Here is a 13,227-nt window from a genome sequence, read left to right as displayed (position 1 = left end):
TGCGCTCGGACTTGAGCGTCTCGCAGGAGGAATCCAAGGCACTATTCCGCAAGGATAGTGTCGATGGAAGGCTCATTGCCGCAAGGCAGTGAGGAATCCCCGTCATTCATGACGGGGAGGAGGTCAATTGCTTGCTATTCATAGTGATTATCATAACCACTAGCAAACCTCTTTCCGCCCTGCCCTACCATGACCTTCCCTATCCAAAAAACCGAAGCCGAATGGCAAGCCATCCTACAAACCAAAGCCGCCGAACCCGGCGCGCTGCAAGTGACGCGCCACGCCGCCACCGAGCGCCCTTTTACCGGTAAATACAACCACCAATGGGCCGATGGCCGTTACCATTGCATCTGCTGCGGTAGCCAGTTGTTTGCTGCCGACACCAAGTTTGATGCCGGTTGTGGTTGGCCTAGCTTCTCGCAAGCCTTGCCCGGTGCCATCACCGAAGTGATGGATTACAGCTTAGGCCGGGTGCGGGTAGAAACCGTGTGCAGCCAATGCGGTGCCCACTTGGGCCATGTGTTTGAAGATGGCCCCGCCCCCACGGGCCTGCGTTACTGCATGAATTCGGCGGCGCTGGATTTCTCGCCCACCCCTGCGGCACCATCCACCGAATAAAACCATCCAGCCATGAAATTTTTAATAGATTTTTTCCCCATCATCCTGTTTTTTATCGCCTTCAAACTGGGCGGCATCTACGTGGCCACGGCGGTAGCGATTGCGGCCACCGTGGTGCAAATTGCCTACCTGCACTTTAAGCATGGCAAGGTAGAGCCGATGCAGTGGCTCAGTTTGGGGGTGATTGTGCTGTTTGGTGGGGCCACCTTGATAGCGCAAAGCGATACCTTTATCAAATGGAAGCCCACCGTGCTTTACTGGCTGATGGCGGCCGTGCTGCTGGGTGGGCAATGGTTCTTTGGCAAAAACTTTATCAAAAGCCTGATGGGCGCCCAAATGCAGCTGCCCGATGCTGTCTGGATCCGCCTGAATGGCGCGTGGGCTGCTTTCTTTGTCAGTATGGGGCTGCTCAATTTGTGGGTTGCTTACAGTTTTGATACCGATACTTGGGTCAGTTTTAAGCTGTTTGGCGGCATGGGCTTGATGTTTGCTTTTGTGATTGGCCAAGCGCTTTACTTGTCGCGCTACCTGAAAGAAGATGCGGCCCTGCCCGCCAACGCCAAAGACCCCCAAGCATGACCACCGACCTCCACCCCGCCATTACCGCCCAAGCTTTGGCCGATAGCCTGCGCGCTGCCTTGGCCCCTACCACCTTGGAAGTGCTGGATGAAACCGGCCACCATGCCGGTCATGCGGGGGCCAACCCCAGTGGCTCGGGCAGCCATTTTCGGGTGCGTATTGCCTCACCATTGTTCGGCCATTTGCCACGGGTGCGCCAGCATCGCCTTGTGTATGATGCACTGCAAGAATGGATAGACCGTGGCGTTCATGCCATCGCCATTGAAATTCTCTAAACTATTTTTTCTTTCCGTTTTTCCCTTTTTTGGATTTTCCCCATGAAGAAACAGCTTCTGTCCAGCCTGATGGCCGCCGCCATGCTGGGCGCTTTGGCCCTGCCTGCTGCCGCGCAAAATTTGGCTGTCGTCAACGGCAAGCCCGTGCCAGCAGAGCGCCTCAATGCCATTAAAGAGCAGGTAGAGCGCTCGGGCCGCAAGGTCAGCCCCGAAATCGAGGCCCGCATCAAAGACCAAATCATCACCGCCGAAGTCTTCACCCAAGAAGCGCAGCGTCTGGGCTTAGAGTCTTCGGCCAGCTATAAAACCCAGATGGAACTGGCACGCCAACAGGTGCTGATTAACGAGCTGTTTGCCAGCTACCAAGCCAAAAACCCCGTCTCCGATGCCGAAATCAAGGCCGAGTACGACAAGTTTGTCGCGGCCAACGGTGGCAAAGAGTACAAAGCCAGCCACATTTTGGTAGAAAAAGAAGAAGAGGCCAAGGCCATCATCGCTTCCATCCAAAAGGGTGGCAAGTTTGAAGACATCGCCAAAAAGCAATCCAAAGACCCCGGCTCCGGTGCCAAGGGTGGCAACTTAGATTGGGCCAACCCGGCCAGCTACGTGCCCGAGTTCACCGAGGCGCTCATCAAGCTAGAAAAAGGCAAGATGACGCAAACCCCGGTCAAGAGCCAATTTGGCTGGCACATCATCCGCTTGGAAGATACGCGCCAAGCCCAATTGCCTAAGTTGGACGAAGTCAAACCCCAAGTGGCACAGCAACTGCAACAGCAAAAGCTGGCGCAGTACCAAGAGAGCTTGCGCGCTAAGGCCAAGGTCGAATAAAGCAGACCACACGGCCTAGGCCGGTGCCCATGCCTGCCAGTCAGTGCCACGCTGACTGGCTTTTTTTTGCCCGATGCCCATTTGTAAATGAGAATGCTTTTTATTTGGTTTAAGATTAGCACTTTGCGATGTGCTGCCCATTTTTTGGGGCCACTGCTTCGCATCTGTGTTCTTTCATACCTACGGAGGCCCTCTTGGCAAAAGATACTGCACTGCACCCCCATCCCACCGATAAAGCTTTGTTGCCCTTGGGTGCGCTGATGTTGGCGACCTCGATGGGCAGCTGGGCGCAAAGCAACGATGTTCCTAGTGCTGCTACCGCTACCCTGCCTGCCGTGACGGTGCGCGAGGCGGTACAAGTTCAAGCCAAAGACAGCTTGCAGGTGAAAAAAACCAGCATTGGCAAGGGCCAGCAAGAACTGCGCGATATTCCGCAAAGCGTCACGGTGTTTACCGAGCGCCTGATGGATGACCGCAACCAAGACGATTTCCGCGAAGTGTTACGCACCACCTCGGGTGTGAGCTTTCAGGCCGGGGAAACCGGCGAAGAAGATGTGCGCCTGCGTGGTTTCTCTTTGGGCCAAGCGGGTGATATTTATATTGATGGCATGAAAGATGCCCCACTGTACGAGCGCGACACCTTCAACAATGACCGGGTAGAAGTGCTGAAAGGCTCGGCCTCAATGCTGTTTGGCAAAGGTTCGACCGGCGGCGTGGTGAACCAAGTGAACAAGGCACCATTGCTGATAGACCAGCACGAAGCTACTTACACCCTTGGCAGTGGTAAGGAACACCGCCTGACAGGGGATTTCAACTTCAAAACCGGCGAAAACGCCGCCCTGCGTGTCAATGCCCTGCTGCACAACGCCGACAACGATGGCGCTATCCAGAAAAAACGCGGCATTGCACCCACCTTTAGTTGGGGCATTGGCACACGCGATGAGTTCTCGGTCGGGCTGTATTCTTTAGAGATTGACGGTCGTCCGTCGTACAACCACCCTTGGTTTTTAGACAATGGTGTGATTGTGCCGTCTCTGCCCGCCAAAAATTACTACGGCTTAGACAGTGATTATTTGAATACCTCGGCCCAATACGTCACGCTGTCGCACATCCACCGCTTTGACAACAACGCCGAGTTAAACACCCGCCTGCGCCACGGCACTTACGAGCGCGACTTGTGGGCGAGTGTGATTCGTTTTGGTCAGGGCACGACACGCGACAACCTCAACAGCAGTACGGTGGTCACGCGCTCCCCCAAAGGACGGATTGGCAGCAGCGATTTAACGCAACTGCAAAGCGACTACACGCACACTTTTGATTGGCTGGGTAAAAAGCACGCCCTGATTGCAGGGGTCGATATTTACCACGACGATGCCGAGCGCAACCAAAGTTTTGCGGGCGCAGCCAGCGGTTTGGATACTACCGTGGGTAACCCGAACAATGGCGATTGGCGCGCAGACACCCGTGGCGCACCGGCTTATAACCGTTTTACGGCACGCAATATCAGCCTGTATGCCCAAGACACCATGAGCTTGAATGCAGCCTTCAAGTTGCTGGCTGGCTTGCGCTATGACCGCTTTAAGGCTTCTTACCACACCCCAACCGGTTTAAGCCATGCGCGTTCGGATGGCCTGTGGAGTCCGCGCGTGGGGGCTTTGTACCAGCCGGATGATTTGGCCTCTTACTACGTGTCTTATGGTACTTCGTACAACACCTCGGGCGATACCTACCAGTTTGGCAATCCCAACGATGGCACGGCCAAAACCGCCAACACTCCAGCGGAGAAAAGTCGCAATTTTGAACTGGGTGGTAAATGGGAATTGTTCCAAAAACGGGCCAGTTTAGGCGTGGCCGCGTTTTACAGCGAAAAATACAACGAGCGCAACACCGACCCCGACACCGCCGCGCAGCAACAACTGCTCTCAGGCAAACGCCATGCCGCCGGTATGGAGTTCAACTTGGCGGGGCGCATCACACCGCGTTGGGAGGTGTTCTACAACCACACGTGGATTCCGAGTGCCAAAATTGACGAAAGCAATGTGGCATTGGCCGCCAATGGCGGCGGGGCGCAAGTCAAGGGCGACCGCCCCGGCCTGACACCCAAGCACAGCGGCAGCGTTTGGACCAGCTACACCCTGACGCCGCAATGGCGCGTGGGTGCGGGCCTGAACTACCGGAGCAAGCAAAACCCTGAAGGCTCGCGCGCCGTGCAGGCGGACAGCTTTGTCACCGCCGACGCGATGGTGGAATACAGCTGGAATGAGAACACCTCACTCAAGCTGAATGTGACCAACTTGAGCGATAAGCTGTATGCCGATAGCTTGTACCGTGGCTTTTACGCCCCTGGTGCGCCGCGTGCTGTGCAATTGACCCTCAAAACCCGCTTCTAAAGCCATCTTGGTAGCAACGCACGGAATGTCCCTTATGTTTTTGCAGCTCAAAAATATCCTGACCCCGCAAGAAGTGCAGACGGCCCGTGCCTTGTTACAGGCACCAGCAGCCCCGTGGCGGGACGGGCGCAGCAGTGCAGGCGGGCAAGCGCTGGCGCACAAGCGCAACCAGCAGTTGGCGCAAGACAGCCCCGAGGCCGCACAACTGCGCGCCTTGGTGTTGGCTGCTTTGCAGCGCGATGCCCTGTTTTTTTCTGCGGCCCTGCCCAAGCGAATTTTTAACCCGCTGTTCAACCGCTATGGCGGTGACAGCAATTTTTACGGCGACCATGTGGATGGGGCCGTGTTGCGCTCGCGCTACCCCGAGCAATGGGTGCGTAGCGATTTGTCTTGCACCATTTTTCTGGCCGACCCAGACGAATATGAGGGCGGCGAATTGCTGATTCGCGAAGCCCAAGGCGAGCGGGCTATCAAGCTGCCAGCGGGTGATATGGTGCTGTATCCCAGCTCGACCGTACACCAAGTGGCCCCAGTTACATGCGGGGCGCGGATTGCCAGTTTCTTTTGGGTAGAAAGCATGGTGCGCTCCTTAGAGCAGCGCCAATTGCTGTTCCAAATGGACATGGACTTGTTGCGCCTGCGCGCCGATGTGGGTGAAACCGCTCCCGCCGTCGTTGGCCTGACCGGCACTTACCACAACCTGCTACGCATGTGGGCTGATGTTTAAGCCTCACAAGCGATAGTTGCTGCCATGATGCCCACTTTACAGCGCCAAACGGTGCCGTCCCACATTGTTAATTTGGCCGACCATGCACAACAAGCCCAGCAGCAGTTAGATGCAAACGCTTGGGCGTACTTTAGTGGCGGCGCGGGCGATGAAATCACCCTGCACGCCAACCGCCACGCTTGGGACGCATTGCGGCTGCGGCCACGTGTGTTGCAGCGTTTGGCCGGTGGCCATACCCGTAGCACCTTGCTTGGCCGCACGCTGGCCCACCCGATTTTGTTGGCCCCGGTGGCCTTTCAGCATTTAGCCCATGCCGATGGTGAATTGGCTACCGCCTATGCCGCCGCCGCTTTGGGCGCGGGCATGGTGTTAAGCACCCAAGCCAGCACGCCGTTAGAGGCGGTGGCACAGGCTTTTTTGGCCGATGCAGGGCGGGGGCCATTGTGGTTTCAGTTGTATTTACAACATGACCGGGGTTTTACCCGTGCTTTAGTGCAACGCGCCGAAGCAGCTGCTTACGAAGCCTTGGTGTTGACGGTAGATGCCCCCGTCAGTGGCATCCGCGACCGCGAACGCCGCACCGGCTTTCATTTGCCCCCCGGTATCCGGGCTGTGAATTTAGATGGTTTAACAACACGCCCAGCACGCGCCTTACAGCCGGGCCAAAGCCCCTTGTTCGATGATTTGTTGCACCATGCCCCCACTTGGGAGGATGTGCAATGGCTGCAATCCATCACCCGCTTGCCGGTGTTGCTCAAAGGTATTTTGCACCCCGAGGATGCACGTCAAGCAGCTGCTTTGGGGGTGGCGGGCATCATCGTCTCGAACCACGGTGGGCGCACTTTAGACACCGCTTTACCCACCGGCCAAGCCTTGCCTGCCGTAGTGCAAGCGGTGCAGGGGCGTTTGCCGGTGCTGGTGGATGGCGGCATCCGTCGCGGTACGGATATTTTCAAGGCGCTGGCGCTGGGGGCCAGTGCGGTTTTGGTGGGCCGCCCGGCCATTTATGGTTTGGCCAACGCGGGGGCCGTGGGCGTGGCCCATGTGTTGCGCTTGCTGCGCGACGAGTTAGAAGCCACGATGGCGCTGATGGGCTGTGCCAGCTTGGCCGAGGTGGCAGCGGCTGAAATTTTTTTAGCACAAGCGCTCAATTTTATTGAATGAGAAGAATTCTCATTTATAATAGGGGCAGATTTTTTCATTTCCCCTTTGTTGCTTGGAGCGTCTGATGATTGTCTGTGTGTGCCGCCGCGTCTCTGACCGTGACATCGCCCGCCATGCCCATGCCGGTATGGGTTTTGACGATATTCAATTTGAGCTAGGCATCGCTACCCAATGTGGCCGTTGCGAAGATTGCGCCCGCGATGTCGTGGCCCAATGCCATGCCAGCTTGCCAGTAGCGGCCTTGCATAACCTGCTGTCCGCCTCGTACCCGCACCAAGCCGTGGTATGAGCGCCATGATGATCTCCGTACTGATGGGGAGCTTGTCGTTGGTGTTGCTATCGGTGGGTTGGATTTTTCGCCGTTAAATTTTGCCCCTTCATCTTGCTGGCGCGTGCCCGATTCCTTTGTTTTTATGCCTTCTTCTGACCATTTCGCTGTTCCCACTGCTTCGGGCCACCGCATCCTGATTATTTCAGGCGTGGTGCTGGCCCACGCTGCTGGCTTGTGGGCATTAGAGGCAGGCTTGGTACGTCAAACTCCAGCGCAAGAAGTGATTGTGCCCGCTACGGTGCTGGCTGAACTGGTACCGCCACCGGTAGCGCCCACCCCCCCGGCACCCCCTCCGGCACCGCCAGTGCCCGAGCCACCCAAGCCGCAGCCCGTTGTGCGTCCCGCTGCCCTAAAAACCCCTGCGCCCAAGCCACAGCCTGCCCCAACGCCGGTACTGAATGCACCCCCAGCACCCAACGCGCCCATTGTGGCCGCCAGTGAACCCGATAGCGCACCGGCAGTGACTGCTGCCCCCGCGCCAGCCCCGTCCCCACCTGCACCGCCAGCACCACCAGCACCGCCGCGCATTGAGTTGCCCTCTAGCAGCGCCGCCTATCTGCAAAACCCTGCCCCGGCCTATCCGGCCATCAGCAAACGCATGGGGGAGGAAGGCAAAGTGGTGTTGCGGGTGTTGATTGGGGCCGACGGCCTGCCGCAAAAGGTGGAGCTACAACAATCCAGTGGCTACGACCGGCTAGACCGCCAAGCCCAAGAGGCCGTGATGCGCTGGCGCTTTGTGCCTGGCAAGCGCAACGGCGTGCCAGAGACCATGTGGAATCTGGTGCCGATTAACTTTGTTCTCGAATAATTCAATCCATCGTCAGGAGTTTTCATGGAATCGCAATTTGGCTTAGCCCATGTCTGGATGCAAGGTGATTTTGTCACTCGGCTGGTGGCGGTGTTGCTGCTGGGCATGTCGCTGGCCTCTTGGGTGGTCATCCTGCTCAAGGCGCTGGACATCATCAAGTTCAAAAAACATGCCCAAGCCGCCCAAGGTTTTTGGCACAGCCCTGACTTTGCCGCCGGACTGGAAAAATTGGGGTCAGACCCCCATAATCCATTTCGCCAATTGGCGATTGAAGGCCGCGAAGCCACCGCCCACCACCGCAACACCAAAGGGCAATTGCACGACAGCTTGGACGTGAGTGATTGGGTGACAGGCAGCCTACGCAACAGCATTGACGGCTTTACCGCCCGCTTGCAATCGGGGTTGGCCATCTTGGCTTCAGTCGGCTCGACGGCACCGTTTATTGGCTTGTTTGGCACCGTTTGGGGTATTTACCATGCCCTGATTGCCATTGGCAGCTCTGGCCAATCGACCATCGACAAGGTAGCTGGCCCGATTGGCGAGGCGCTCATCATGACGGCGCTGGGCTTGGCTGTGGCGATTCCGGCGGTCTTGGGCTACAACGCTTTGGTGCGTGGTAACAAATCCATCTTGACCCGCCTGAACAGCTTTGCCCACGACCTCCATGCCTATTTCGTCACCGGAGCGCGGGTGTCTGCCAGTGCAGAAGCGGGTAACGTCCATCCGCTGAAGAAAGGGGCTTGAACATGGCCTTTGGAACCCAAGACGACACCGACGAGGTGATGAACGAAATCAACATGACCCCGTTGGTGGATGTCATGCTGGTGTTGTTGATAATTTTTATCATCACGGTGCCGGTGATGAAGCACTCGGTCAATGTCGATTTACCGCGTGCCAGCAACCAGCCCGAACTCATCAAACCCGAAACGGTACGCCTGAGTGTTGGAGCCGACGGAGCCTACTTTTTCAACGGTGCGCCCGTGACGGACGAGGAGCTGCAAACACAGCTCCAAGCCGAGGCCGCCAAAGAGCCACAACCCGATTTGCACATTCGGGGCGATAAAGAAGTACGCTATGAGCGCATCGCCCAAGCGATGGCCAGCGCCCAACGGGCCGGGGTTCGCAAGATAGGTTTTGTCACCGAGCCACAGTAAATTTTATTTTGAAGTCTTGACGGAACTTTTTGTTACCTGTGTGGCTCCATCTGCATTGCCAAGTAATTGATTTTGGCGGAATTTTGTGGGGGTATTGACACTGCGAGTCCTGTCCCCACCTAGAATAATAAGACCTGCGCTGTGCAGGACACACACAGGAGCAATTTAATGAACGACCGCGTTTCCAGCCTTTATTCTTCTGCCGGCTATGGCTACGGCATCTCACAAGAGCAGCGCAACAAAGTGCTGCGTAACACCTACTGGCTCTTGGCCCTGAGCATGGTGCCCACAGTGCTGGGCGCTTGGATTGGTGTCAGCACTGGCATTACCTCGATGCTCAGTGGCGGCGTGGGCATGATTGTCTTTATGGCCGGGGCCTTTGGCTTTATGTTCGCCATCGAAAAAACCAAACATTCGGCGATGGGCGTGCCGGTGCTGTTGGCCTTCACCTTTTTTATGGGCCTGATGCTGTCGCGTCTGATTGGCTCGGTGTTGGGCTTTAAAAACGGTTCCGAACTCATCATGACCGCCTTTGCCGGTACAGCGGGCGTGTTTGTCGTGATGGCCAGCTTGGCCAGCGTGATTAAGCGCGATTTGTCCGGTATGGGTAAATGGCTGATGGTGGGCGCTTTGGTGCTGATGGTGGGGGCTGTCATCAACGTGTTTGTTGGCTCTAGCGCTGGCATGATGGCGATTTCGGTGGCCGCGATTGGTATTTTCAGCGCTTATATGCTGTACGACCTGAAGCAAATCATCGACGGTGGCGAGACCAACTACATCAGCGCTACTTTGGCACTTTACATGGACATTTTTAACGTGTTCCAAAGTTTGCTGGCGCTGTTGGGCATCTTTGGTGGCGAACGCGAATAATCGCTAAGTGCAGCTGCTGGCGCAGGTGATGCGCCAGCCACTCCAGTAAAAAAGCCAGTCAGGTTGCCCTGACTGGCTTTTTTTCAGCCTCAAGTGTCTGTGCTAATTTAGTCAGCAAAGTTGGCTTCGGCAAACTTCCAGTTGACCAGCTTGTCTAGGAAAGTGGCTACAAAGTCTGGGCGACGGTTGCGGTAGTCAATGTAATAAGCGTGTTCCCACACGTCCACGGTCAGCAGGGCTTTGTCTTCGGTGGTCAGGGGGGTGCCAGCGGCACCGGTGTTCACGATGTCCACCGAGCCATCGGCCTTCTTGACCAGCCAAGTCCAGCCCGAACCAAAATTGCCCACAGCCGACTTGACAAAAGCTTCTTTGAACGCAGCGTAGCTACCCCATTTGGCGTTGATAGCATCGGCCAGCGCGCCAGTCGGCTCGCCGCCACCGTTGGGGGCCATGCAGTTCCAGAAGAAAGTGTGGTTCCAGATTTGGGCTGCATTGTTGTAGATGCCGCCGGAAGATTTTTTGATAATTTCTTCCAAGCTCAGGGCTTCAAACTCGGTACCCTTTTGCAGGTTGTTCAGGTTGACCACATAGGCATTGTGGTGCTTGCCGTGGTGGAACTCCAGCGTCTCTTGGCTGTAGTGGGGGGCCAGTGCATCAATCGCGTAGGGCAGGGGGGGTAGGGTATGTTCCATTGTTTTCCTTAGTGGCTAGGGTTTCTCACAAAGCGCCGCACCACCCGAGGGCGTGCAGCTGCTATGGTGCATTGTAGAAAGGAATTGGCAAGTGGGCTTGCCGGTGCTAAAGTGGCATAAAACCGCAGGGCTTACTCTGGCATTGGGGAAGGCTCTTCTTTTTTACCCCCAACTTGGAGTTGATTGCGCCATGATGAAAAAATTCTCTACCCTGCTGCTCACAGGTAAAGCCGCTACTTTGCCCCTGCTCATGCAGCAGGCCCACGCCCAGACCCTGACACCTACTTACACCGACATCGTGACGACCCAAGTCACCCAAGTAGAACTGCCGGTGCTGAACAAGGTACAGCTCAACCATTTGGGTAGCAGTACCTATAACGGTTCCGCCACTTTGTGCGACAACATGGGCGTGCCCAATACCTTGTCTTTGGTGCTCACGGGCCTTAAAAACGATGAAATCGTTTTTGTGGCTACATCCACCAACATCGGTGGCAATGAAATGCTCAATCCCAACGTCAAAATTGGCACCGCTGGCTTACAAGTTCCTATCGGCACTGGGATTGTTGCTCCGCCCGATGGAACCGTGGCCCTGACCGTGCCTTTGAATTTGGCGACATTAGGCTACTCGTTGACACCAGGCAACTCGTTTTATTTGCAAACCTTTGTGTTTCCTCCCGGCAGTTTTCAAAACGGCTCCCCTACTTGGGCCAACGCGCGCATTTCTGAGCTGGATAAAATCAGTGTTGGCACTTGCCGCACCTATTAAAGCAGTGCAGTTCTTGCGACCCCTGTAGTCCCCTTGACTTCCTCTTTTTACCAGGGCGTGTCTTGCACCGTCCGCGCCTTGCAAAGTGCAGACATACTGCAACTTTATCCACAGCCAGAGGTGGGGGCTGCTTTGGCAGCTTACCGCCCGGCCTACTTGCACCAAGCGCATCCGGTACAAGACTGGATGCAGCGCTTGCAATGGCTAGAACAGCTAGACCCGCCAGTAGAGCGAGAAGCCTTGGTCTTGCACCGCCACAGCCATACCCCTTTGGGTTTTTTGGCTTTGAGTGCTATGGATTTCCACAATGCCAAAGCCGAGGTATCGGTGGCGTTCTTCCGGGGCCAAGGCAGTCGTGCTGCACTAGAGGCTGTGCATTGGCTGCTGGACGCTGCCTTTATCCGATTTTCTTTTGAAAAATTGGTGTTTTGCGTCTCTCCCCACAATACGGGGGCTGTTCAATTTTTGGCGGGCTTGGGCATTGCACAAGAAGCAGTGCTGCGCCAAGAATTACGCGGTGCGGACGGACAACGCATGGATTTGTGGCGCTATGCCCTGTTGCGGCCAGAATGGCTCAACAGCCCGGCACGGGCGCGTTTGCAGCGCTTGGTACCGCTCAATCCCCTTCTTCCTGCCACCGAGACTTGAGTATGCGTTTGCTGGTATTAGCACCCCACCCGGATGATGAACTGTTGGGGTGTGCGGGCCTCATCATGAACACCTTGGCCCAGGGGGGCATGGTCAAGGTGGTCGTGGTGACCGAGGGCGGTTTGGGCGGTAACCCACAACAACGCTTGCAAGAGTTGCAAGCTGGTTTGCAGGTATTACAAGCCCCAGCAGCCGAATGCTGGGCTGCCGCAGATGGTGCGTTGCCGCTCGATAGTGTGATGCAACAACGTTATCAGGCGTTGGTGACGGCTTATCGTCCTACGGATATTGCCTTGCCTGCCCCCGGAGAATCGCACCCAGACCACCGGCGTTTAACCCGTGGCGCTTTGGCCGCCCTCACGGGGCGTTGGGGTGGCACGCTGTGGTTTTACGAAACTACCAGCCCCCTGCCGCACCCCAATCATATTGAACCTGTTCTGTTAGAGCGCAAGCTACAAGCCTTGGCCTGCCATGTCTCGCAGCAAGCACAGTACGATTACCAAGCCCATACGCGGGGTTTAGCCACCTTACGCGGTGCGGCTATTGCAGCTGGGCATGGTGAGGCTTATGTGCGCTATCCGTGGGATGGTAGCGCACAGAATTTTTTTGAAAACCGCCCTTTGGTGTCGGTGGTGGTACGCGCCGATGATGCTGCCTTGTTGTCTGTGGCATTGCACAGCATTAATGAGCAAAGCTATGAACAAATTGAGGTGCTTGTGGTGTGGCACGGCCCCGCTGCTGCACAACCACAAAACTTTCCTGCCACTTTGCAGGTGCGCCTGTTGCAGGGGCCAGGCCCTCGCGCAGCCAACCTCAACGCAGGCATGGCAGCCGCCCAAGGCAAGTATTTGGCTTTTTTAGACCAAGATGATGTCTGGTTGCCCGACCATCTGGCGCTGCTGCTGACCGAGTTAGAGGCCGATCCCAAGCTCGATGTGGTTTATGGTGACTACCGAATAGTGACCTGCAACTACCAGCAAGGGGGGCAGGTCCAGGTGCTACAAGTAGGCCCAGCGGTAGGCAAAGATTGGCGCGCTGGGCGCTTGCTGGCAGGCAACCATATCCCAGTGAACAGTTACCTTTGTCGTATTCGTTGGGCGCAGCAGCTTGGTTTTGACGAAACCTTAGAGGCGTATGAAGATTGGGATTTTCTGGCCCGTGCTGAGCTGCAAGGGGGCACCTTCCGGCGTATCCCAGAGCTAGTCTGTGAATACCGCCAGTACCCTCATCCTGGAGAGGCTGCCGATTTGCACACCCAACATCAGCGCAAAGGTTACACCCCTTGGGGGCAGGTGGTGCTACGCAAGCTGCTGCAACGCATCACGCCCACAGGGCTGAATGATGTGTTCAATTTGGTACTTGCCCTGGAATTAGAGC

General features: G+C 56.3%; 16 protein-coding genes. 15 read left to right on the top strand and 1 reads right to left on the bottom strand.

Translation table 11 applies throughout. From position 1 onward, the window contains the following. Positions 1-189: 189 nt before the first annotated feature. From msrB to PHX60_RS15155, 12 genes are all read left to right on the top strand, one after another. Entirely contained in the window at positions 190-618 is a 429-nt protein-coding gene (gene msrB, locus PHX60_RS15210) for a peptide-methionine (R)-S-oxide reductase MsrB (protein WP_300079463.1), read from the top strand. Between the two features lie 12 nt (positions 619-630). Beyond that, positions 631-1,197, top strand: coding sequence for a septation protein A (locus PHX60_RS15205; protein ID WP_300079461.1), 567 nt, complete (start codon positions 631-633; stop codon positions 1,195-1,197). Beyond that, entirely contained in the window at positions 1,194-1,472 is a 279-nt protein-coding gene (locus PHX60_RS15200) for a BolA family protein (RefSeq protein WP_300079459.1), read from the top strand. Before PHX60_RS15205 ends, PHX60_RS15200 begins: the two co-directional genes overlap by 4 nt. A 42-nt stretch (positions 1,473-1,514) precedes the next feature. Then, a complete protein-coding gene (locus tag PHX60_RS15195) occupies positions 1,515-2,300 on the top strand; it encodes a peptidylprolyl isomerase (protein ID WP_300079457.1) in 786 nt (261 codons plus the stop codon). A gap of 275 nt (positions 2,301-2,575) precedes the next feature. Continuing rightward, positions 2,576-4,690 (top strand): TonB-dependent siderophore receptor, encoded by a 2,115-nt coding sequence (locus tag PHX60_RS15190; RefSeq protein WP_300079467.1) that lies wholly within the window; start codon positions 2,576-2,578, stop codon positions 4,688-4,690. Positions 4,691-4,724: 34 nt separating this feature from the next. Further along, a complete protein-coding gene (locus PHX60_RS15185) occupies positions 4,725-5,417 on the top strand; it encodes a Fe2+-dependent dioxygenase (protein ID WP_300079465.1) in 693 nt (230 codons plus the stop codon). Between the two features lie 24 nt (positions 5,418-5,441). Beyond that, on the top strand, positions 5,442-6,581 hold the full coding sequence (locus PHX60_RS15180; RefSeq protein WP_300079454.1) for an alpha-hydroxy acid oxidase: 1,140 nt from the start codon (positions 5,442-5,444) through the stop codon (positions 6,579-6,581). 64 nt (positions 6,582-6,645) lie between these two features. Continuing rightward, positions 6,646-6,870, top strand: coding sequence for a (2Fe-2S)-binding protein (locus tag PHX60_RS15175; protein ID WP_300079452.1), 225 nt, complete (start codon positions 6,646-6,648; stop codon positions 6,868-6,870). Between the two features lie 124 nt (positions 6,871-6,994). Beyond that, positions 6,995-7,720 (top strand): energy transducer TonB, encoded by a 726-nt coding sequence (locus PHX60_RS15170; protein WP_300079449.1) that lies wholly within the window; start codon positions 6,995-6,997, stop codon positions 7,718-7,720. A 24-nt stretch (positions 7,721-7,744) separates the two neighbouring features. Continuing rightward, positions 7,745-8,464, top strand: coding sequence for a MotA/TolQ/ExbB proton channel family protein (locus PHX60_RS15165; RefSeq protein ID WP_300079447.1), 720 nt, complete (start codon positions 7,745-7,747; stop codon positions 8,462-8,464). Between the two features lie 2 nt (positions 8,465-8,466). After that, positions 8,467-8,874: a biopolymer transporter ExbD gene (locus PHX60_RS15160; RefSeq protein ID WP_300079445.1), complete on the top strand. Its 408-nt coding sequence runs from the start codon at positions 8,467-8,469 to the stop codon at positions 8,872-8,874. A 168-nt stretch (positions 8,875-9,042) separates the two neighbouring features. Further along, positions 9,043-9,744, top strand: coding sequence for a Bax inhibitor-1/YccA family protein (locus PHX60_RS15155; RefSeq protein WP_300079443.1), 702 nt, complete (start codon positions 9,043-9,045; stop codon positions 9,742-9,744). A 107-nt stretch (positions 9,745-9,851) separates the two neighbouring features. Here PHX60_RS15155 and PHX60_RS15150 read toward each other — a convergent pair whose 3' ends face one another. Further along, complete coding sequence (locus tag PHX60_RS15150) at positions 9,852-10,436, bottom strand: Fe-Mn family superoxide dismutase (RefSeq protein ID WP_300079441.1); 585 nt, start codon at positions 10,434-10,436, stop codon at positions 9,852-9,854. 190 nt (positions 10,437-10,626) lie between these two features. Here PHX60_RS15150 and PHX60_RS15145 point away from each other — a divergent pair, with 190 nt between their 5' ends. The 3 genes from PHX60_RS15145 to PHX60_RS15135 all read left to right on the top strand — a co-directional run. Continuing rightward, positions 10,627-11,202 carry a hypothetical protein gene (locus PHX60_RS15145; RefSeq protein ID WP_300079438.1) on the top strand — a complete coding sequence of 192 codons (576 nt, stop codon included), beginning with the start codon at positions 10,627-10,629 and terminating at the stop codon, positions 11,200-11,202. Positions 11,203-11,235: 33 nt separating this feature from the next. Continuing rightward, positions 11,236-11,850: a GNAT family protein gene (locus PHX60_RS15140; RefSeq protein WP_300079436.1), complete on the top strand. Its 615-nt coding sequence runs from the start codon at positions 11,236-11,238 to the stop codon at positions 11,848-11,850. Between the two features lie 2 nt (positions 11,851-11,852). Further along, the coding region (locus PHX60_RS15135) for a PIG-L family deacetylase (protein WP_300079434.1) at positions 11,853-13,227 on the top strand (1,375 nt) is incomplete at its 3' end.

Source organism: Giesbergeria sp., from assembly GCF_028686475.1.
Classification (GTDB): domain Bacteria; phylum Pseudomonadota; class Gammaproteobacteria; order Burkholderiales; family Burkholderiaceae_C; genus Simplicispira.
Note: the sequence above shows the minus strand (reverse complement) of the source record. Positions and strands in the feature narration are given on the sequence as shown.

Excerpts from the sequence above, each read along its gene's own strand:
- msrB (WP_300079463.1), top strand. The coding sequence starts at position 190 with ATGACCTTCCCTATCCAAAAAACCGAAGCCGAATGGCAAGCCATCCTA.
- PHX60_RS15200 (WP_300079459.1), top strand. The coding sequence starts at position 1,194 with ATGACCACCGACCTCCACCCCGCCATTACCGCCCAAGCTTTGGCCGAT.
- PHX60_RS15160 (WP_300079445.1), top strand. The coding sequence starts at position 8,467 with ATGGCCTTTGGAACCCAAGACGACACCGACGAGGTGATGAACGAAATC.
- PHX60_RS15205 (WP_300079461.1), top strand. The coding sequence starts at position 631 with ATGAAATTTTTAATAGATTTTTTCCCCATCATCCTGTTTTTTATCGCC.
- PHX60_RS15150 (WP_300079441.1), bottom strand. The coding sequence starts at position 10,436 with ATGGAACATACCCTACCCCCCCTGCCCTACGCGATTGATGCACTGGCC.
- PHX60_RS15180 (WP_300079454.1), top strand. The coding sequence starts at position 5,442 with ATGATGCCCACTTTACAGCGCCAAACGGTGCCGTCCCACATTGTTAAT.
- PHX60_RS15155 (WP_300079443.1), top strand. The coding sequence starts at position 9,043 with ATGAACGACCGCGTTTCCAGCCTTTATTCTTCTGCCGGCTATGGCTAC.
- PHX60_RS15175 (WP_300079452.1), top strand. The coding sequence starts at position 6,646 with ATGATTGTCTGTGTGTGCCGCCGCGTCTCTGACCGTGACATCGCCCGC.
- PHX60_RS15195 (WP_300079457.1), top strand. The coding sequence starts at position 1,515 with ATGAAGAAACAGCTTCTGTCCAGCCTGATGGCCGCCGCCATGCTGGGC.
- PHX60_RS15165 (WP_300079447.1), top strand. The coding sequence starts at position 7,745 with ATGGAATCGCAATTTGGCTTAGCCCATGTCTGGATGCAAGGTGATTTT.
- PHX60_RS15185 (WP_300079465.1), top strand. The coding sequence starts at position 4,725 with ATGTTTTTGCAGCTCAAAAATATCCTGACCCCGCAAGAAGTGCAGACG.
- PHX60_RS15190 (WP_300079467.1), top strand. The coding sequence starts at position 2,576 with ATGGGCAGCTGGGCGCAAAGCAACGATGTTCCTAGTGCTGCTACCGCT.
- PHX60_RS15145 (WP_300079438.1), top strand. The coding sequence starts at position 10,627 with ATGATGAAAAAATTCTCTACCCTGCTGCTCACAGGTAAAGCCGCTACT.
- PHX60_RS15170 (WP_300079449.1), top strand. The coding sequence starts at position 6,995 with ATGCCTTCTTCTGACCATTTCGCTGTTCCCACTGCTTCGGGCCACCGC.